The following is a 19,557-nucleotide window of genomic DNA, read 5'->3' on the forward strand; positions in this document are numbered from 1 at the left end:
ACGGCACCGGAGATGGCGCTCGCGGACCCGGGCTCGGCGGGAGCCGGCACCAACGTGGCCGCGCGTACTGGGGTGGCACTGGGCGCGCTGGCCACACCCGAGGACGCCCGGGCAGTCTGGCGGACGCTCGGTGAGCACGGCCTCCTGCGTGACACCGGGCCGGCCGAGCTGCCGGGACTGCTCGGCGCTCTCGACGCGCGCTGCCCGGTCGGCGTGGTGCTGTCGGTCTGCGTTCAGGTCGCTAGCGCGCTGCCCGTCCTGCGTGAACAGGTCGACGGGCAGCCGGAGGACGGACCGGCGCGGACCGCATACCTCGATGCGATCGCCGGTCACGCGATGCTCGCGTTGGCCGCGACGGACCGTGACGGCGCTGGCTCCGACCTGATGGAGCTAGGCACGACGGTACGCCTCAACGACCGGTCGCTGGTGCTCGATGGCGGGAAGCGATGGATCACCAACGCCCGAACTGCCGCGTATGCGCTCGTGTTGGCTCGGCACCGCCCGCAGCGGCATTTCACCAGCTTCGTGTGGGTGCTGGTGCCCACCGACGCCCCCGGAGTGCGGGTGTCGGCCACCCGGGGTACCCCACTGAGCAACGCGGGTCTGGGGGACCTGCACTTCAGCGAGGTACACCTGGATCGGTCCTATCTGGTCGGACGCCCTGGGCGGGGCATGGTCAGCTTCGCCCGCCACATCGCCACCGAACGCTTCGCTGGGGGTGTGTGGGCCGCCGCGATGTGCCGTCGTGTACTCGCCGACACCCACCGCCGCCTCACTGAGCGTCCTCTTGGCGCTGGTCGGGCCTGGGATAACCCGGCGATCCGAGAACGGTTTGCCCGGTGCATGGTGGAGGCCTGGCGGATCGAGGCGGCCTGCGACGCCTACCGGAACAGCCCCGACCCCTTAGTGACCAGCATGTTATTGAAGGCCTCGGTGGCGCAGGGCTTGGACGTGGTGCTCGGCGAGTGCGCTGCCTTGCTCGGCGCGGAGGCGTACGTCGAGGACGGGCTAGCGCAGCTGCGGGCCACCGCCGGCATGTTCGCCACGGCCGGCGGCGCCACTGGGGCGATGCTCGCCGGGATCGCCGAACACGTGCCCGACCTACTCAGGGGTCAGCCATGGTGACAGCGCGGCAGCGGGCGGTGCTGGCCAGCTGGGCGCGACCGCGTCGAGCTAGCACGGGCCGCTACGGCGGCGTGGTTCGGCTGTGGCTAGGCACCCGAGTGCGGGTTGCGGTGGCCGAGCAGCGTGTGCTCGCCCATCTCCCGCCGTCCCCGTCCGATCTGGCGGGGGTCGCAGACCTTTCCGCCGGGCCGCGCGCCGAGCGACTGGCCGCACGGACGCTGCTGCGCATGCTGCTCGCAGCTGAGCTGGGCCGAAGGGCCGGCGCTGCGCCGATCGCCGCTCAGGACAGCGGTCAACCCCACCTGCCTGAGTGGCCGGAGGTCACCGTCAGCCTGTCCCACGACGCTGGGATGGTGGCCGCAGCACTCGGGCGGGGCGTACCGGTCGGTGTCGACGTCCAGGTACCCGTACCGGCGCCGCCGGCCCTGCTGCGCCGCTGTTGCGCCCCGGCGGTCCGCGCCGCCCTCGACCGGCTGCCCGAACCGGCACGGGACCGCGAGTTCGCCTGGATCTGGACGGTCCAGGAGGCATGCGTGAAGGCGATCGGCGCTGGCCTCACTGGTCGGCCCTGGGCTATTCCCGTGCCGGCGGGGCGGCGGACAGGCCGCTGGGCCGACCTGCGGTGGGTGAGCCTGCGCGGGTACAGCCGGGTCCCGATAAGCGTCGCACACGGGGTGGGTACGCGATGACCGTTCCGGATCCCCGATTCGCCGGACTGAGCTGCTATACCAGCAATCTGGCCGGCTATCAGGCCGGCGAATTCGCCGACACCGTGGACCGCTTCGCCGATTCCGTACGCATCGCGGTACGCAAGGACCTGCCGGAGGGTGAGCTTGCCTTCTCCCATCACCGCGTGCCGCTCGAACGGCTGCCGGACGGCACTCGGCTAGCATGGGCCACCACCCCGGCTGACGGTGTCGTCGACCGCATCGACGCCGAGCTGCGACGCTATGGGCGGGTGCTCGTGGTTACCGACAACGCGGCGCTGCCCTGGTCCCCGTCAACCAACGGCACCGCGCACGCGCCGCACTGGCTGCTGGTCGACGACCGACGCGGCGACGACTGGCACGTCGTTGACGGATTCAGAGGGCTGCTGCCCGCCGGCGAGCAGGAGCCGTACGCTGGCTGGCTCGGCACTGCCGGCCTACTCGCCGTGATGACCCCGCCGTCGTCATGGCGCCCGGAACAGGACCGGCGCAACGCGTTGGCGTTCGGCTTCTGGATGCCCCCGCCCGTCGGCGCGCAGCCGCAGTGGTTGGTCCGTATGGACGGCACCGGAAACAAACCGGAGTTGCCCGGCACCTGGCTGCTCGACGAGGGCGCGGCCTTGGAGTTTCTGCGCGACCATGTCGTCGCGCGACCGCTGGCCGTCGGGGCGCACCTGGACGACCTGTGGGCTGTCGCGCAGCACCGTGCTTTCCGATACCGCCACCTCGGCGACAACGAGGCCGTGCAGGCCTGGTCTGACCTGCCTCGGGCCCTACGTTTCGTCGTGGAATCGGCCCGCCGGGGGCGCCCTCGGTCTGCGCTGGCGCGGACCACCTTCGAGCACCTGCGGCAGCTGGAACACGACCGGTCGACTACCCCAGCGCCGGCGGCGGGACGTCCGCACCGGCAGACGATGTGAAGGATGTGCGATGCAGACCCGTACCCTCTACGACTGGTTCCGGACCTCGGCCCGGCTACACCCAGATAACGTCGCGATCGAGGTCACCTCGGACGCACTGACTTACGCCGAGTTGCAGGCCGCAGCCCAGCGGTTGTCGGCCGAAATGCGGCGGGTGCTGGGGCGGTCACCCCGACGGGTCGGGCTGCTCACCTCCCGCAGCCTTGTCGGCTACATCGCATACCTGGCCGCCCTGCGGCTGGGCGCGACAGTGGTGCCACTCAATCCCGCTAACCCGGCGGCCCGCAACCTCGCCATCGCCGACGAGGCAAACCTTGACCTGGTCATGGTCGACGAAAGCTCAGGCGACGGGCTCGCTGAGTTCCGCGCCCAGACCACTGTCACGCTCCTCGACCTGACTGGTGAGGGCTGGCGCGAGTTCCTCGTCCCGGGCGAGGCGACGGAAATCCCGCCGGCCGTGGAGCGGGGCCGCGACGACTTCGCATACATCATCTTTACCAGCGGTACCACCGGGAAGCCCAAGGGCGTGCCGGCGACCCACGCCAACGTCGACTCGTTCCTCACCGAGGTAACCACGCGATATCGGTTCCGGCCCGAGTCGCGGGTCTCGCAGACCTTCGAGTTTTGCTTCGACGGCTCAATCCTTGCGATGTTCGGCGCGTGGGGCACCGGGGCCACATTGTGCGTCGCCCAGCGCAGTGACGTGCTGACGCCGGTGCGCTTCATCAACACGAAACGACTCACGCACTGGCTATCTGTACCGTCGTTAATCTCGTTTGCCAAGCGGCTGCGCGCCCTGGCCCCGGATAGCATGCCGACTCTGCGGCTGAGTTCCTTCGGCGGGGAGCCACTTACCATAAAGCAGGTCAACGATTGGACGGCCGCCGCACCGAACACCGCGGTAATCAACTGCTACGGCCCAACCGAGACCACGGTCATCGTCACCGCGTACGAGGTGCCCGCCGACCCATCCGCCCGGATCGAGTCGTCGAACCGCTCGGTGCCGATCGGGGACATCTACCCGCACCTCGACTATGTGCTGCTCGACGAGGAGCTGCGCCCGTGCGACGACGGCGAGCTGTGTGTCCGGGGCGAGCAGCGCTTCCCCGGCTACCTCAATCCGGCTGAGAACGCGGGACGGTTCGTCTCCTTTGACGGCAATCGCGGTCGCCTCTACGACGGCACCGGGCCGTTGACCGCCCAGCACTGGTACCGCACCGGTGACCGGATCCGTCGCGAGTTCGGCGAGCTCATACATCAGGGTCGAATCGACCACCAAGTGAAGGTCCGTGGCAACCGTGTTGAGCTCGCCGAAATCGAGGCCGCGTTGCGCGCTCACGCGGACGTGGCGGAGGCTGTGGTGCTTACTGTAGCCGGCGACGATGGAGAGCTGGACCTGCACGCCGTCTACACGGGCGCGGCTTTGTCCGACGATGACCTCACCCGGCTTGTAGGGCATCTACCATCATATATGCGACCCCGGGTGTTCCACCATCGGGCGGAGATCCCGCTGACCGAGGTGGACAAGGTCGACCGCAAGCGGTTGACCTCCGAGCTGCTCGCGACCCGTGGTTAAGCAGGGCGCCGACGCGGCGCTGGAGCCGTTCCCGGCCACCGCCATGCAAGAGGCCCTGTGGTGGGTGCACCAGCGCGCCCGCGACCAATCGGTCTATCACCTCACCTGGCGGCTCGGGGTGAACGAGCCAATCGACGGGGAGGCACTGGCCGTGGCTTGGCAGGCACTCGTTGACCGGCATGAGGCGCTGCGGACCTCGGTGGTGCGCCAGGCGGACACTGTCACGCTGGTGGTAGCGCCACGCATCGTCGTGAGCCCGCACCGGCTGCACGTAGACGACCTGGAAGACGCCGATACGAATACTCTGCTGCGGCTCATCGCCGAAGAGGTGCACGCCACGCCACTGGAGCCGGAGCAGGCGCCGCTTGCTCGCATCACCCTGGTCCGGGTCCGCGACCAACACGAGGTGCTGCTGACCGTGCACCACATGGTGCTCGACGGCTGGGCGGTCCAACTGCTCGTCGCGGAGCTGTCCGAGGCGTATGCGGCTGTGCGGCAGGGACGCGCCGTGAGCTTCCCGACCGACCCGGTGCCCTTCAGCACATACGCCCAGGAGCAGGCCGCGGCTCGCGCGGACGGCCGGTGGGACAAGAGCATTGCCTACTGGTGCGGCGCTCTCACCGGCGCCGCCTCCGCCACCTTGGAACCCGACCTGCCGGGCGCAGTGGCGAGCGGCGCGCCGGGCGCGATCCTGCGCTACGGCTTCAGCGCCGAGGCGGGTGCCGGGATCGCGGCGCTGGCCAAGGCCACCTTCGCCACCCCGTTCGCGATCATCCTCGCCGCGGCGCAGCTCGTGCTCACCCGAGCCGGTGCCGGGCCGGACGTGACGGTGGGTGTGGTGACCGCGAATCGGATGACCACCCGCGATCAGGCGCTGCTCGGCTATACCGCAAACCTCTGCATGATCCGGGGCAAAGTCGCCGAGACGGACAGTGTCGCCGCGGTGGTGAATGCCGCCCGAGACGGCATGTGGCAGATGTTGACTCATCAAGCGGTGCCCTACCCCGTGGTGTTTGGGGCGTTGCCCGAGCAGACCCGGGTCGCCCTCGGCGACCCCGCGCCGCTGCTTTTGAGCTATCTCGGTCCGATCGGCACCGATCTGCGGCTCGGCCCCATCTCGGCGACGCTGCTCCCTAGCCCAAACCGGGCGGCCCGGGCCGACGTGGCGATGTCCGTCTGGGAAACTGACGGCGGCTACCTCGCCGAGGTTGAATACCACACTGGACGCTACCAGGAGAGTAGCGTCCTGACGCTGCTGCACGACCTGGATAGAGTGCTGGCCGACGGCGGCGCCGAGCCGCAGCGTGCGGTCGGCTCGTTCGATGTCGCCTCCAGCGCCCGCACCCAGCGCGCGGCCCAGGCCGCCGTCAACAGCAGCCCCCTGGTCGGCCTGCTGCCCGACTCGGCGAACTGGCGCCATATCGTCGCCGCCTGGACCGACGTGCTCGGCGCCCCACCGGCGGGAGCGGACGTCAACTTCTTCGCCGTCGGCGGCAACTCGCTCAGCGCCCTACGCCTCGTGGAGACGCTGACCGCCGACGGGCGACCGGCGGTGGATATCGTGCGGTGGCTCGGCGATCCGACGCCCCAACGGATGGCCAACCTACTGGGCAACGGGTCTGAGCCAGCCTCGGCGGAGTCAACGCTGGTGCTGTTACGGGACGGCTCGGGCCCGCATCTGCACCTCGTACATGGCGCAGGGGGCAGTCCGCAGGACTACCAGCACCTGCTGGCTGAACTGCCGCAGCACTGGCGGGTGACAGCCTCCCGTGACAGTGGGCAACTACCGACGGTGCCGGCGCTGGCCCACCGCTACCAGGCCGACCTGGACACCGCCGGCCTGATCCCGGACCTGCTCGGCGGATGGTCGTTCGGCGGTCAGGTTGCCTACCAGATGGTCGCCGACCAGACCGAGCGGCGACCGGCGCTGGTACTGCTGGACTCCGCCCCACCAGTCGGGTACGAGCTGTCAGCCGACAATGTTCGACAACGCTTCGACACCTTCACGGAAAACGTCTACCGAGCCTTCAACCTGGAGTCAGACGCCCCGAGGTCTTTGGTGACAAGCGACGCGGGATCGGCTGGCTTCCACGAACGGCTAGCCGTCGGAGCACTCGCGGCCTGCCTGGCGGCCATCCAACAACCCGTGCCGGCGGCACTGCTGGCGCACCAGTGGAACAGCTACGAACGTCACCTGCGGGCAAGTGCCGAGTACGTCCATGACGGCCCGGTCGACGCTCCCGCGCTGGTGATTAGCGCGGACCTGCTCGACGCGCAGCTCGCCCAGTGGGCCGGCCGTGTCGGAGTGATGCGGTCCCACCGGATTGACACCGACCACTTCGGATTACTGACTTCGGCTGCCGCGGCACAGGTAGCGGCGGCCGTCATCTTTTTCGCGCGCGATGTAACGGCGAGAGGTTAACTAGGGAGGATCCGTGTTCGACTTGGATGTCCTGCACCAGCAATTGCGAGAGCATGTGCAGCGCAATGTGGCGCCGGACGACATCACCACAGCCCACCGAGAATTCTCGTACCTGGGGCATGCGAAGGTCTCCTTCGTCGCTCCCGACAGCGTCAAAAAGGCGGTCGCCGACGAGGTCAACGCGCTGATCGACCAGGCAGGCACGCGACGGGACCTTCGTTTCGCCGAGACCGACTACACGCCGCGTCGGATGCGCAACGTGACGCGAGCCGAAATCGCCAGCCTAGGCACCGTCATCAGCAGCATCTACACAGCAGAGCCGATCCTGCGGATGCTGTCGGAGGTGGCCGGCGAGCCGGTGCATCCGTGCCCGTATGAGCCCGAGCAGTTCGTCATCACCTGCCTAGAAAGAGACGGTGACACCCACGGCTGGCACTGGGACGACTTCGCCTTCGCCCTGGTCTGGGTAATCGAGTGCCCGCCGGTGGAGCATGGCGGCTTCGTCCAGTGCGTGCCTGGCACCATCTGGAACAAGCAGCGTCCAGGGATCAACCGTGCCCTGGTCAGCCGCCCGATCTACTCGATGGAGCTATTCCCTGGCGACCTGTACCTCATGCGGACCAACACCACGCTGCACCGCGTTACCCCAGTCCGCCAGGGCCGACGCAAGATCACCAATATGGGATACGCCTCCACGTCGGACCTGACCCGCCACCTCACCCACGAAACGATGGACCGGCTGTGGGCCACTGCGCCCACCACGGAGGTGTGACCCCATGTCGTCTCGCAACAACATCGCCCCTCAGCACATTGTGCTCGCCTTCTCCGGCGGGCTCGACACCTCGGTGGCCCTGGTCTGGCTAAAGGAGCGCTACAACTGCCGGCTGACCGCCTTCATTGCCAATCTAGGCCAGGGCGCGGAGCTAGACACCGCCGCTCGCAAGGCTGAAAAGCTCGGTGCCGACGAGGTGCGGGTGGACGACCTACGCGGAGAGTTCGCCCGGGACTATGCCTTCCCGATGTACCGGGCCAACGCCCTCTATGAGGGGCAGTACATGATGGGCTCTTCCATCGGCCGGCCATTGATCGCCGCAGCCCAGCTGCGCGTTGTCGAGGAGGTCGGCGCGGACGCCGTGGCGCACGGAGCTACGGGCAAGGGCAACGATCAGATCCGCTTCGAGATGACTCTAGCCGCGCTACGCCCCGACATCATGGTGATCAGCCCATGGCGGGAGTGGGATCTGTCCTCCCGCAGCGATCTGCTCGCCTACGCCAGACAGCACGGCATCGAGCTAGATCTGAGGAGCGGCGACCGACCGTACTCTATCGATAGCAACTTGCTACACACCTCCTACGAGGGTGAGGCGCTCGAGGATCCGGAGCAACCGGCGCCGGAAGGCCTGCTGTTCCGGGTGCGCGATCTCGCAGACACCCAGGACGAACCCGAGACCGTCGAAATCCACTTCCAAAGCGGCAACCCAGTCGGCGTGAACGGAACGCCCTTGTCAGCCAGCGCTGTACTGGAAACGCTCGACCAAATCGGTCGCCGGCATGGAATCGGCCGCCTCGACATCGTAGAGAACCGAATATTCGGCATGAAGACCCGCAACATCTACGAGGCTCCGTCCGGCAGCCTGCTGTGGCACGCCCATCGCGCGGTGGAGTCCCTGGTACTCGACCCGGAGGTAGCTCAGCTCAAGGAGGAGCTCATGCCGAAGTACAGCGCCCTGGTCTACCGGGGCCTGTGGTTCGCCCCCGAGCGGCTGATGTTGCAAACGGCCATCGACTTTAGTCAGCAGAATGTCACCGGTGACGCGATCCTGCGGCTGCACCGGGGCACTGTCCAGGTTATCGGTCGCCGCTCCCCACACAGCCGCTACGACACCGCGTTCGCTACCTTTGAGGCGGAGGACGTGTTCGACCAGCGCGATTCCTCTGGCTGGCTGCGGGTCAACACTGTTCGCTTCCGCGCCGGACTGACAAACGGGACGGCGACGCCGTGAGGATCGTCTTTTTCGGCTACGGCGAGCTAGGCGCCATCGTGCTGCGAGGCATCGCGCCGCACCACGAGGTGCTACTTGTATTGACCCACCCGGTTGAATTCAGTGACCTCGGCGAACCGGACGTGGAGCTAGCTGGAGCCGAACTGGGACTGCCGGTGCGCTACTCGGCTACCGCCCGCGAACCCGACCTGCACGAGCATCTGCGCGAGCTCGCGCCGGATGTCATCGTCTCCACAAACTGGCGGACCAGGGTTCCCCCGGAAGTGCTGCGGATCCCCGAACGCGGCGCGGTCAACACGCACGATGCGCTGCTGCCCGCCTATGCGGGGTTCGGCGCGGTCAATTGGGCGATCCGCAACGGCGAGGAGGAGACCGGCCTCACCGTGCACTACATGGCCGAGGACCTGGACACCGGGCCAATCATCACTCAGGCTCGTGTGAAGATCGGCGTGCATGAAACCGCCGGACAAGTTCTGGGGCGGCTACTCACGGAATACGTGCCAGTCACACTGGAGGCGTTGAACCGGGTCAACGCGGGGTACCAGGGCAAGCCGCAACCACCCGAGGGGGCGTCATTCTACCACCGGATCGGCGTCGAGGACACACGAATTGACTGGCGGGACGACACCACCACGATCTGCAACCTGGTACGCGGCCAGTCGGATCCGTTCGTCAACGCGTGGACGACGTACCGGGGGCTCCGGCTCTGGATCATGACTGCTGCCCGGCCGACCCGGGCGCACGGCGGCACACCTGGCCGGATCGTCAAGGCCGACTATGGCGGTGTGGTCGTTGCCAGCGGCGGCCCGCGGGACGGCGACGACCGCGGGGTGGTACTGCTTCAGGTCCGTACCGAGACCGGCCCACCAGTGCGCGCCCTCGACTACTTTGCCGCCTTCGGCGAGTACCTTCACTAAGACGGTGACCGGGGCGTCGGTCATCAGGCTACGACGATGACGGGAGAGGTTGGATGATCGGTCGACTGCACTCGATGGTGCTGGATTGTCCGGACGCCGAAAAGCTCGCGGAGTTCTACGTCGAGTTGACCGGCCTGGAATGGGCCGACAGCGACGGGTACTGGGTGACGTTAAAGGGCGCGGACGGACATCCTCGCCTGTGCTTTCAAAGTGTCGCCGACTACCAGCCGCCGCAGTGGCCGGACCCGGCCCTTCCGCAGCAGGCCCACCTCGATGTGGAGGTGGACGATATCCAAGAAGCTGAGGAGACTGTGCTCCGGCTAGGCGCTACTTTGCTTCGCGGCGGCGGGAGCCGCAGCCACGGCTTTCGGGTCTACGCTGACCCCGTGGGACACCCGTTCTGCCTGGTATGGGGGCAGGACTGAAGACATGACTAATCAGGACCAGACAGTGGAGTTCCGACTCGCGGCGGGAACATTCGCCACTGGCGTCGGCATCGTCAGCAGTGTGTACGACGACATTCCGCTGGCCATGACGGTCAACTCGTTCACCACCGTATCGTTGCAACCTCCCATGGTCCTGATCTGCCTCAAACACCGGAGCCGGCTGCTCGCCCAGATCCGCAACTCTGGCATTTTCGCGGTCACCGTACTGGCGGCGGACCAACGGGACATCGCCCGATGGTTTGCCGATGCCAGGCGACCCTCCAGCGCTGCCGCGTTCGCCGGTGTCCGAGTACATCGGGCACCGGCAACGGGATGCCTCGTGTTCAGCGAAGGGCTGGCCTACTTTGACTGCCAGGTACGCAAGCTGTCTGAGCAGGGCGACCACGCGGTGGTCATAAGCGAGACCATGTCCTACGGCCCATTGCATCCCGCCAAGGCGCCGCTGCTGTACCTGCACGGGACGTACCGATGGATCACCCCGACACCGTCAACGGCTTCGGCCGCGTAGGACAGACACCACGACAACTGGTCGACCTGCGTGGCGAGCCGGGTGGTGGGTGCGTTGCGTTCGGCGAACCAGGTGGCGAGCCGGGCAACCTTGTGGACACGGTGGTGCAGGGTGGTGGAGCGGGTGATGCGTACGACGATGGCGGCGGTGGGTAGCGCGAAGACCGCGTTGTTGGTCAGGCGGAGTAGCCGGGCGTCGTGGCTGGGGACGTCGAGCTGGTCGGCAATCCGGCGCATGGCCTCGGTCATGGCCGCTTCGGCGTACCGGCCGCCGGTGTCGGTGGTGGTCATGCGGCCGGGCCGATCGTGGACAGGGCGCGGCTGAACTCGGCTACCTGCGGGTCGGCTGCGTACCGATGCATGCGGCGGAGGTTGCGGATGCGGTCATGTACCCGTTGGGAGGTCAACTGGTTGGCATGCTGGGTAGCCCGGGTGCCGATGGTGACGGCTTCCTGTGGTTCTCCGGCGAGGAAGAGGCTGCTACACAGTCCGACTTCGTTGAGTACCGTGCTGCGTACATTTGGGGGCCGAATGCGGCGATGGCCTCGGAGACCCACCGTACAGCGGCCCTGCCGTGTCGTTCGTTTGCTCGAGCGAGGTCGCGGTGGACGCGCCCGTACTGGGCGAGCAGCTCGCCGCGGTCGTAGAAGCGCATCCACTCCGGTTCGCGGTCCGGGTCGATGCGGCGGCGCGGTCGGTGTCGCCGCCGCGGCTCGGCGGTGGCGTGAAGCCCGCGCCACACACCTGGCCGTGAGCACGCTCGGCGCCGGGTTCACGTCGCTCAGCAAACACCTCGGAGCGCTCACGGCGAACGCCCACACATGACTACTCGACGAGAACATGGAAAGGGCCCGAACGATGACCGACACCCGGCTACTGACCCAACCTCACACGACCGTCGAACCGGCGGTTGTCCATCGTCGTCATGCTGACACCGCCTTCCTCGCCGATGTCCATCCGGACGGCACCGGCGAATATGTGGCGACGGCGTTGCTGCCCGAGCGACACGCGTACTACGCAGCACACGTCGCGGAGGCGAATCGCCGTCTCGATCCGATGCTGCTCCTGGAGGATTGCCGGCAGGTCGTCATCTACATCGGCCACAACGGCCTCGGCCTGGCCGACGACACCCAAATTCCTGGTGGACTCCTGCGAGATGTCCGTGCCGGCCCGACGCGTATGTGCAACGACCCGACGGCGGCTCGACCAAGCTGACGATGCACGTCACTGTGGTGGCGGTCCGAGTCGGCAGCCGGCTCCGCGCGTTCACGTCCCGGTGTGAGCTGTCACTCGGTGGTGTGCGGATCGGATCAACAGTCATCACCTCGTCGGTCGTGTCCCCGGCCGCCTACACGCTGCTGCACCGCCGGGCTCGTGGCGGGTCGCCGCCACCTTGGTCCGACCAACTGTGCCCGTACCTGGACGGGGCGACTCCCCCCTCGACCGTGGGCCGCCTGGTACCCGCCGACGTGCTGCTGGCCGAGGTTCGTACTGGTGCGAGTGAGACCAGCGCGCGGGTGCTGCTGCCCTTCGATCACCTGGGCTTGTTCGACCGCCGGCTGAACCACGTCCCGGGGACCCTGCTCGTCGAGGCGGCCCGTCAACTCGGCACCGCGCTCAGTCCCGCGCCATCCGCGGCGGTGATGACCGGGCTTGCCGGCACGTTCGACACGTTTGTCGAACTGGACGCTCCCGACTCAGGGACAGCTCGACGCACCTGGTGGCCCGGCCAGGCACGACCAACGGTGAGCGATCGGTCGAGGTGGTGCAGGGCGGCACCGTGCACGCTGCGATCAACGTTACTACCGCCCGCGCGTCGAGCGGGTTGCCATAGTGAGCAGCCATCACCACCTCTCGGCGATCCGGCCTACGTAGCGGGACCAGCGCTTCGGACCGCACCAACGGCGACCCGCGCCATCAGTCCTGGGAACGGAACAACGTATGGACATCCTTGGTTACAAGGCTACAAGTGCCGCGTTGCCGGCCCGCCGCTTCGTGCGTACCCGAGGCGGGCGTCTCCATCCTTCGTCGAGCCACAACCGGCGGGTGCGCCCGCGGCAGACCGCCGTCACCGTGCGACGGCGGCCGTGCTGCGCCACGAGCTGTGGTGGGCCACGAGCCGTGGTGGGCCGACGTGGTGGCGCTCGCGCCGACGCTCGCCTACGAGTCGGCGGTCATGGGTGACCTGCGCCGCGGTGGCACCCTGCCGGTGGAGGGCTGCGGTGGGGTGGATCAGCGTAGGTGCTCGGGGCGTATGCCGATGCCGACGAGCCAGGCAGGTAGGGCTTGCAGCGCAGGGATCCGCTGCAGCAGGCGGATCGGCGCCGGGGCCTCGATCCGGTCGGTGGTGTGCAGCAGGGGGTCGACGACGCGCCGCTGCGCGGCACGCTGGATGTTCTGCGTCACCACCGCCGGCAAGTGCCGGCGCTTCTGCACTGCGGCGAGGCCCGCTTCGGCCACTGGTTGCCCGGTGGCGAGTTTCGGACCCAGCATCCGGGCGGTGGCCGCGGCGTCCTGTACCGCCAGGTTGATGCCGACGCCGCCGATCGGGGACATGGCGTGCGCGGCGTCGCCGATGAGCAGCGCGCCGGGTGCATGCCACCGTTCCAGCCGGTTGACCTCCACCGTCAGCAGTTTGACGTCGTCCCAGCTGGCGAGCTCGCCGACCCGGTCGGCGAGGGTCGGGTATCGCCGGGTCACCTGCTCCCGCAGCGCCTCCAGCCCGGCTGCGCGGATCTTGTCGTAGCCGCCCTTGGCGATGACGTAAGCGCACTGGTAGTAGTCGCCGCGGTCGACGGCGAGTATCAGCCCTCCGGCGCCGATCCGCATCGCCAGGCCGTCGCCGTCGTCTGCGTGGCGCGAGATCCGGAACCACAGTACGTCCATGGGTGCGCCGTACTCGACGGGCTTCAGGCCGAGTTCCCGGCGTACCGTTGAATGGCGGCCGTCGCAGGCCACGGTGAGCGACGCCCGGATCTCCAGTTCGCCCTGCGGACCCACGGCCCGGACGCCGGCGACGGCGCCGGACGCGTCGTGGAGCAGGCCCGTCACGGTGGTGGAGCGGAGCAGCGTAAAGGTCGGGAATCTCGTCGCCTCGGCCGCGAGCATTTCCAGAAAGTCCCACTGGGGGACGAAGTACAGGTAGTTGTGGGGCGTCGGCAGGCGGGTGAAGTCCACGATGGTGTAGGTGCCGTCGTCGAAGGTGGCGCGCACCGCGCCGGCCTTGCGTCCGCGCAACGCCGCCATCCGTTCGCCAAGCCCGATCTCGTCGAGCATGTTGAGTGTGGAGGGGTGCACGGTGTCGCCCCGGAAGTCCCGGAGGAAGTCGGCGTGCTTCTCCAGCACGGTGACCGCCACTCCCTGCCGGGCGAGGAGCAGCCCCAGGACGAGCCCCGCGGGCCCGCCGCCGACGACGCAAACGGTGGTCTTCATGGATTCTCCTCCAATCGCAACTCGTGTTGCTTTTTAAGCCTGCCATGATGGTGAGTAACAACGCAACGGCCGTTGCTTTAATGGAGGTGTCCGATGCCTGTCAGCCAGCGACCGGGCGGGCGCAGCACCCGCGTCCGGGCTGCAGTCCTCACGGCCGCCCGCGGCCTCCTCGCCGACGGGTACGCCGAGTTGACCGTCGAACGGATCGCCCAGGCAGCCGGCGTCAACAAGACATCGGTTTACCGCCGATGGACCGACCTGGAAGGCGTCCTTGGTGACCTGCTGAGCGAGTATGCCAGTGAGGTTGTCCCGATCCCGGACACCGGCGACCTCGGCACAGACCTCGAAGAACTGGCGTTGCTGGTCCGGCGCGGCATGACCGGCGAACCTGGCGAGCTGATCACAGCCCTGGCCACGTCCGCGCCCCGCAACCCGCGCGCCGCGCAGATCGTCCGCGGCTTCTTCGCCGAACGGTTCCGCCTTGCCGAGGCCGTCGTCGACCACGCCATCGCCCGCGGCGAACTACCTCAGGGCACCGATGCCGGGGCCGCGATCGAGATCATTGGCGCACCCTTCTTCCTACGGCTGCTCGTCGTCAACGAACCCATCGACGAGGAGTTCGCCCGACGTGCTGCCGCCGCGACCACCGCAGCCCTGCACGCCGGCGTCTTCGATCCGAGGTGAGCGCCGCATGCCGCCATCGATGACGACCAGGGCACCCCGGCCAACGCTTGGTGTTGACCGGGGCCCTTAGCGGAGAGGCTCAGGCGGGAAGGCCGCCGACCTGGGTGTCGATCCAGGAACGGATCGACGGCAGATCACCGTAGATCGATGGACCGGTGGCACAGATCGGGTGATTGTTGCCCGACCGGCTGGTGGCACCGACCACGTGCCACACCCCGCCGATCCGACGAACCTGCGGGCCACCCGAGTCGCCATAGCAGGCGCCCGAGTCACCGTTCGTGTTGTTGGTGCAGATCTCGTACGGGCCGTTGATGCCGATACACGCCCCGTCCGACCGGATCGACGTGTCCAGCTCGTGCGCGACCGTCGGCGTCGAACCGCAGCCCCGGAACGGACAGGTCAGACCCCAGCCGATGATCCGGGTAGCGGTACCGACCTCCCCGGACGTCGCCGGAATCGGGGCCGGGGCATAGGACACCGCACTGGACAGTTGCAACAGCTTGACGTCGATCGTGGGATTGTTGACGGCACGGCGGACCCCGACGACCGTGCCACCGCTGGTGCGGTTGACGCTACCCACACGGACCGAGGACGGTGTCGGGCAGTGCCGCGCCGTGACGACCCAGTCCGACTTGACCAACGTGCCGGTACAGCCCGAGGTGTAGACCAGCCACGAGTAGTTCTCGGTCGCCGGCTGGCCGCCAACCACGAACGGCGTGACATCGGCATCAGCCTGGGCCGCCTGGTCGAAGTTCGTCCGGAACTCGCCGGCCCGGCTCGCGTCGTGGTAGGCCGTCTGGGCCGCGGCGGCCGGTGCACCGGTGACGATCTGCACCCCGGTCGCTGCCAGCACCGCTGTCAGCACGGCGCCGAACGCGCGCAACAGATGTCTTCTGACCATCTCACACTCCTGGGTTGCGGCGGTATCGCCATCCATTGATATGAATAGATACTAGCCGAACATCTGCAATCTTCGATATAACCGAACCATCACACCCCATGCCACAGTGCGGCGCGCGCCACCGTCGCCTCACGGCCTCGCCCGCCAGCCCAAACTGGCGGCCTGGCCGGCCACTTCGGTCCGCCACCGATCGGTGAGCGTTATTCAACGTCAGTGGTCACTCCCACCACCCCGCGTTCATACAGGACGAGCCCTGGCCCTGGGAGATGACCGACGATGCGGTGGTGCCTCTAGTTATAGGTCTGGCTGACGGACAGCTGACGAACTTCGCCGCGCTACGGCAGTTGGTCGGCTTCGCCGGGGAGTCGGTGCGTCGAGGCGACCAACTGATGCAGCTGCCACACGAGCGACGAGGGTGACGGCATGCCCGCGGACCCGCACGGCCCGGCGGATTCGGGCGCGCACGCTCGATCGCGGTCGTCGACCAGACGACCTTGCGGATCTCGACGTCGAAGGACGCGCGGGCGAACCGCTCCCCGGTTCTTCGCCGGCCATCAGCAGCGCTACGGCGTGAAGTGGTTGTGTCAAGTTATCGGGCCGTCCCGGTCCAGCATCGTTCGATGACCGCCGTGTCCAACTGACCGGCTTCGTCGCCTCCGGCCCTGGCGGCGAGCCGGTCCCCGCTCCAATGATCATGTCCTACTGCGCCGGTGGACGGTTGACTGGCCGGCGCACGGCCCGGGTGGGCGGTGAGCTCGCGCGCCGGCCGACTCGTCGCTTGCACCCCGGCGGACGTCCGCGTTCAGCCGCTGGCGCCGAAAGCGGCGGTGTCCGGGACAGACGTCGCAGTTCCAGGTCTTGACGCCGGAGGTGACGACGGCACCGGTGCACGCGAGCGAGATGGTTACGCCGAAGGTGACGCTGAGTGGGCGACGCCGGCGGAGCGGGTAGCTCGCGCCGGACCGGTGCGGGCAACCGTCACCAGGACGCCTTGCGGATGCCTGGTAACTCGCCGCGCAGCGCCATCTCCCGGAACCGCACCCGGGACAACCCGAAGCGGGTCAGCACACCGCGCGGGCGACCGTCGACCACGTCTCGGTTACGCAGCCGAACCCGGCTCGAATCTCGGGGCAGGCGGGCCAGCTGGCGAACGGTGTCGGCGCGTACGGCCGAATCGGTGTCCGGGTGCGCGATCAGCCGCTTCAGCTCCGCCCGGCGGTCGGCGTGCCGGGCGACCAGTTCCTCCCGGCGGACCTGCCGGTTACTCAAGCTCCGGCGGGCCACGTCAGCGCGCCTCGCGGAACTCGACGTGCCGGCGGATGATCGGGTCGTACTTGCGCAGCACCAGCCGGTCCGGGTTGTTGCGGCGGTTCTTGCGGGTAACGTACGTGTAGCTGGTGTCGGCGGTGCTTTTCAGCCGCACGATGGGACGGATGTCGGTCTGGCGGGCCATCAGAGCTTCATTCCCTGGGCGCGCAGCTCGCCGACAACCTTCTCGATGCCCTTGCGGTCCACGGTCTTGAGTGCCTTTGCGGTCAGCGTGAGGCTGATCCAGCGCCGCTCCGACGGCAGCCAGTAGCGGTGGTTCTGCAGGTTCGGGTTCCAGCGGCGTCGGGTACGCCGGTGGGAATGGGACACGGCGTTGCCAAAGCTCGGCTTCGCGCCGGTGACGTCACAACGTCGGGACACAGTGCTCGCTCCTCGATCGGACTCAAACGGTAACGACAACGGTTTTCAGTTTGACATCAGCCGTCGGGCAGGTCCAACCCGGGGCCGTCGGCGATCTCCGCTCGGACGAGGTGCTGGGTACGGGCAGTTGGACCGCACTGGCTTCGAGAGCCCCGCGTGTGCTTAGAATGACAATCGTTTTCAGTAAGTCGAAAGGAATTCCATGTCATCGTCACCACAGCCCCCGACGGATGCCGTGCCAGCCGACGCCGATACCCGCCCGTCGTTGACCGTGCTGTCCGGGTTCTGGCCGGCGGCGACGTTCGCTGCCGCCCGCGCGCTGCTCGCCGCGGACACCTCGCTGCTGCTGATCCGGCATGACCTGGCCGGGATCCGGGACGGCGTCGTGCGGCGGGTGATCCGCACCGGCACCGGCATCGTCGAGGACGAACGGGTCGAACTGCGGCACGGCTGCATCTCCTGCACCCTGCGCGAGGACGTACTGCCCACCCTCGTCCGGCTCACCCACACGCACCCCGGCCGGGACCTGGTGTTGATGCTGCCGGAGGCGGTGGAGCCGGAGGCGGTGGCCGCTGCCGCCGCGCACTGCCTCGTCAACGGCGCCCCCATCACCGACCTCATCCGGGTGGACTCCTACGTCACCGTCCTCGACGCCGAGCACCTGCTCGACGGCCTGGCCAGCACCGACGACCTCATCGCACTCGGCATCCAGGTCGCCGACAACGATCACCGCGCGCTCGCCGAGGTCGTCGTCCGACAGATCGAGTACGCCGACACCCTGGTGCTGTGGGGGCGGTCCCGCGAAGGCGAATTCGATACCGGCCGGATGTCTGTCCTGTTACAGCGGATGGCGCCTTGGGCAACCCACCTACGGGTCGACGGCGACCTCGTTGACGCTGGAATGCTGACTCGTCAGCTGCGCCACACCCACCGGCACCGGCCGGAAACCCCGGGGGTACTCGCCCGCGGCCTGCAGGGCTACCTCCTCGGCGAACACGAACCGGAGCCCGACAGCGGGGTCGTTTCCGCCGTTTTCCGCGCCCGCCGCCCGTTTCACCCGCAGCGCCTGCACGATGTCCTCGAAGAGGTCAACGCCGAGGTCATCCGCTCCCGCGGTCACCTCTGGTTGGCCAGCCAAGCCGACACCGTCATCGCCTGGGAATTCGCCGGCGGCGGCCTGGCCATGGGATCCCTCGGGCACTGGCTGGTCAGCCTGCCCGAGGACCGTTGGGACCAGGTCCAAGACCAACGCCGGCTCGCCGCAGCGATGGACTGGGACCCCTACTACGGCGATCGGCACCAGCACCTGGTCTTTATCGGCCTCGGCATCGACCCCGTCGAGCTGCAACAGACCCTCGCCGGATGCCTGCTCACCGACGCCGAACTTGCCGACGGCGAGGACACCTGGCGCACCTACCCCGACCCGTTCGCCGGCTGCTTTCCCCTCGCCGTAGAAGAGCAGGCCGACACCGACCTCGAAGGAGCACGATCCGCATGAAGCCCGGCATCCACCCCGAGTACCGGCCCGTCGTACCGTGACAAGGGCGCCGACTTCGCCTTCCTCACCCGCTCCACCGCCACCAGCGACCAGACGATCGAGTGGACCGACGGCAACACCTACCCGGTAATCGACGTCCAGATCTCCTCGGCCAGCCACCCCTACTGGACCGGCAAGCAGCGCCTGCTCGACACCGCCGGCCGGGTCGAGAAGTTCCGCCAGAAGTATGCCCGCCGCGGGCCCCAGAGTGGATAATCACCGACACCCACGTCGACTGGGCGGAGCTGGCGCCGCTGCTGGTCAATGCTGCCCAGCAGGACCGGGCCTGGTAGCAAACGCTCGCCCGCGTTCCGGCTCCGCCCGAAGCGTCCACCTCGACGCACGGCCCTGACTGCCGATGACGCGGTGCTGGTGTCACCGGCAGCGACATGCAGGACGGCACCTGACACACAGCTGCCCGTCGGGCCTATGGGGGCACTATCGTTCTGGCGTGCACATCCGTTTTGACGTCCCGGCCGATCCCGCCTATCCGAGCCGCGTGGCCGCTGCCCTCACCGTTGATCAGCTACGCAAGTACCTATACCTCGGCGCGGCGCTGGCAGCGGCGGGGGCGGCCGGCCTCGCCGTATCGCGGGGCCTCGGGTGGGGCAACCAGATCCAGCCACTGTGGCTGACGATGCTCATGGGTGGCCTGCTAGCGATGCTGTACTGGCCATGGGTCCGGCTGCGC

At 68.1% G+C, this 19,557-nt stretch carries 18 protein-coding genes and 7 pseudogenes; 18 read left to right on the plus strand and 7 right to left on the minus strand.

The window, feature by feature from the left end:
- Positions 1 to 12: 12 nt before the first annotated feature.
- Genes B116_RS0116545 through B116_RS0116590 form a run of 10 tightly spaced genes read left to right on the plus strand, consistent with a single transcriptional unit; the run spans position 13 to position 10,624 of the window.
- On the plus strand, positions 13 to 1,125 hold the full coding sequence (locus B116_RS0116545; protein ID WP_027660705.1) for an acyl-CoA dehydrogenase family protein: 1,113 nt from the start codon (positions 13 to 15) through the stop codon (positions 1,123 to 1,125).
- Complete coding sequence (locus tag B116_RS0116550; RefSeq protein WP_027660706.1) at positions 1,119 to 1,814, plus strand: 4'-phosphopantetheinyl transferase family protein; 696 nt, start codon at positions 1,119 to 1,121, stop codon at positions 1,812 to 1,814. Before B116_RS0116545 ends, B116_RS0116550 begins: the two co-directional genes overlap by 7 nt.
- Entirely contained in the window at positions 1,811 to 2,752 is a 942-nt protein-coding gene (locus tag B116_RS0116555; RefSeq protein ID WP_027660707.1) for a hypothetical protein, read from the plus strand. The genes B116_RS0116550 and B116_RS0116555 overlap by 4 nt, the downstream gene beginning before the upstream one ends.
- Positions 2,753 to 2,762: 10 nt before the next feature.
- Complete coding sequence (locus tag B116_RS0116560; protein ID WP_027660708.1) at positions 2,763 to 4,328, plus strand: amino acid adenylation domain-containing protein; 1,566 nt, start codon at positions 2,763 to 2,765, stop codon at positions 4,326 to 4,328.
- Positions 4,321 to 6,750, plus strand: coding sequence for a condensation domain-containing protein (locus B116_RS0116565; protein ID WP_027660709.1), 2,430 nt, complete (start codon positions 4,321 to 4,323; stop codon positions 6,748 to 6,750). Before B116_RS0116560 ends, B116_RS0116565 begins: the two co-directional genes overlap by 8 nt.
- Before the next feature lie 13 nt (positions 6,751 to 6,763).
- On the plus strand, positions 6,764 to 7,522 hold the full coding sequence (locus B116_RS0116570; RefSeq protein WP_027660710.1) for a HalD/BesD family halogenase: 759 nt from the start codon (positions 6,764 to 6,766) through the stop codon (positions 7,520 to 7,522).
- A 4-nt stretch (positions 7,523 to 7,526) separates the two neighbouring features.
- The gene (locus B116_RS0116575; protein ID WP_027660711.1) at positions 7,527 to 8,753 is read left to right on the plus strand and encodes an argininosuccinate synthase; all 1,227 of its coding nucleotides are present in this window, start codon (positions 7,527 to 7,529) and stop codon (positions 8,751 to 8,753) included.
- Entirely contained in the window at positions 8,750 to 9,670 is a 921-nt protein-coding gene (locus B116_RS0116580) for a methionyl-tRNA formyltransferase (RefSeq protein ID WP_027660712.1), read from the plus strand. The genes B116_RS0116575 and B116_RS0116580 overlap by 4 nt, the downstream gene beginning before the upstream one ends.
- 53 nt (positions 9,671 to 9,723) lie before the next feature.
- On the plus strand, positions 9,724 to 10,095 hold the full coding sequence (locus B116_RS0116585) for a VOC family protein (RefSeq protein ID WP_027660713.1): 372 nt from the start codon (positions 9,724 to 9,726) through the stop codon (positions 10,093 to 10,095).
- Between the two features lie 4 nt (positions 10,096 to 10,099).
- Positions 10,100 to 10,624 carry a flavin reductase family protein gene (locus tag B116_RS0116590; protein WP_027660714.1) on the plus strand — a complete coding sequence of 175 codons (525 nt, stop codon included), beginning with the start codon at positions 10,100 to 10,102 and terminating at the stop codon, positions 10,622 to 10,624.
- Positions 10,625 to 10,641: 17 nt separating this feature from the next.
- Here B116_RS0116590 and B116_RS0116595 read toward each other — a convergent pair.
- Both B116_RS0116595 and B116_RS0116600 read right to left on the minus strand, forming a co-directional pair.
- Positions 10,642 to 10,914 (minus strand): annotated as a pseudogene (locus tag B116_RS0116595) (hypothetical protein); the annotation flags it as partial.
- Positions 10,911 to 11,308, minus strand: a pseudogene (locus B116_RS0116600) (hypothetical protein); the annotation flags it as partial. The pseudogenes B116_RS0116600 and B116_RS0116595, both read right to left, overlap by 4 nt.
- Between B116_RS0116600 and B116_RS27570 the strand changes: the two are divergent.
- From B116_RS27570 to B116_RS27575, 3 pseudogenes are all read left to right on the plus strand, one after another.
- A pseudogene (locus B116_RS27570) lies at positions 11,308 to 11,448 on the plus strand (LLM class F420-dependent oxidoreductase); the annotation flags it as partial. The pseudogenes B116_RS0116600 and B116_RS27570 sit on opposite strands and share 1 nt — an antisense overlap.
- A gap of 33 nt (positions 11,449 to 11,481) precedes the next feature.
- A pseudogene (locus B116_RS25270) lies at positions 11,482 to 12,457 on the plus strand (AfsA-related hotdog domain-containing protein).
- A 267-nt stretch (positions 12,458 to 12,724) separates the two neighbouring features.
- Positions 12,725 to 12,838 (plus strand): annotated as a pseudogene (locus tag B116_RS27575) (alpha/beta fold hydrolase); the annotation flags it as partial.
- Positions 12,839 to 12,855: 17 nt separating this feature from the next.
- Here B116_RS27575 and B116_RS0116615 read toward each other — a convergent pair.
- On the minus strand, positions 12,856 to 14,055 hold the full coding sequence (locus B116_RS0116615) for an FAD-dependent oxidoreductase (RefSeq protein ID WP_027660718.1): 1,200 nt from the start codon (positions 14,053 to 14,055) through the stop codon (positions 12,856 to 12,858).
- A gap of 93 nt (positions 14,056 to 14,148) precedes the next feature.
- Here B116_RS0116615 and B116_RS0116620 point away from each other — a divergent pair, with 93 nt between their 5' ends.
- On the plus strand, positions 14,149 to 14,739 hold the full coding sequence (locus B116_RS0116620; RefSeq protein ID WP_027660719.1) for a TetR/AcrR family transcriptional regulator: 591 nt from the start codon (positions 14,149 to 14,151) through the stop codon (positions 14,737 to 14,739).
- Between the two features lie 79 nt (positions 14,740 to 14,818).
- Here the strand turns inward: B116_RS0116620 and B116_RS0116625 are convergent, their stop codons facing one another.
- Positions 14,819 to 15,640, minus strand: a complete 822-nt coding sequence (locus B116_RS0116625) for a S1 family peptidase (protein WP_027660720.1) — start codon at positions 15,638 to 15,640, stop codon at positions 14,819 to 14,821.
- A gap of 266 nt (positions 15,641 to 15,906) precedes the next feature.
- Here B116_RS0116625 and B116_RS27580 point away from each other — a divergent pair, with 266 nt between their 5' ends.
- Entirely contained in the window at positions 15,907 to 16,059 is a 153-nt protein-coding gene (locus tag B116_RS27580) for a hypothetical protein (RefSeq protein ID WP_155255755.1), read from the plus strand.
- A gap of 559 nt (positions 16,060 to 16,618) precedes the next feature.
- Here the strand turns inward: B116_RS27580 and rpsN are convergent.
- From rpsN to rpmB, 3 genes are read right to left on the minus strand one after another with little or no spacing between them, the layout of a single operon-like run.
- Positions 16,619 to 16,924: a 30S ribosomal protein S14 gene (gene rpsN, locus B116_RS0116635; protein ID WP_027660721.1), complete on the minus strand. Its 306-nt coding sequence runs from the start codon at positions 16,922 to 16,924 to the stop codon at positions 16,619 to 16,621.
- Position 16,925: 1 nt separating this feature from the next.
- The gene (gene rpmG / locus B116_RS0116640; protein ID WP_018724189.1) at positions 16,926 to 17,093 is read right to left on the minus strand and encodes a 50S ribosomal protein L33; all 168 of its coding nucleotides are present in this window, start codon (positions 17,091 to 17,093) and stop codon (positions 16,926 to 16,928) included.
- On the minus strand, positions 17,093 to 17,329 hold the full coding sequence (gene rpmB / locus B116_RS0116645; protein WP_027660722.1) for a 50S ribosomal protein L28: 237 nt from the start codon (positions 17,327 to 17,329) through the stop codon (positions 17,093 to 17,095). The genes rpmG and rpmB overlap by 1 nt, the downstream gene beginning before the upstream one ends.
- Positions 17,330 to 17,531: 202 nt before the next feature.
- On the opposite strand from rpmB, the gene B116_RS0116650 reads away from it, so the two are divergent.
- The 3 genes and pseudogenes from B116_RS0116650 to B116_RS25275 form a co-directional block, all read left to right on the plus strand.
- Complete coding sequence (locus B116_RS0116650; protein ID WP_027660723.1) at positions 17,532 to 18,827, plus strand: CobW family GTP-binding protein; 1,296 nt, start codon at positions 17,532 to 17,534, stop codon at positions 18,825 to 18,827.
- Positions 18,824 to 19,082 (plus strand): annotated as a pseudogene (locus tag B116_RS26805) (type B 50S ribosomal protein L31). Before B116_RS0116650 ends, B116_RS26805 begins: the two are co-directional and overlap by 4 nt.
- Positions 19,083 to 19,317: 235 nt before the next feature.
- Positions 19,318 to 19,557: pseudogene (locus tag B116_RS25275) on the plus strand (YcxB family protein); the annotation flags it as partial.

Source organism: Salinispora fenicalii, from assembly GCF_000514815.1.
GTDB lineage: Bacteria > Actinomycetota > Actinomycetes > Mycobacteriales > Micromonosporaceae > Micromonospora > Micromonospora fenicalii.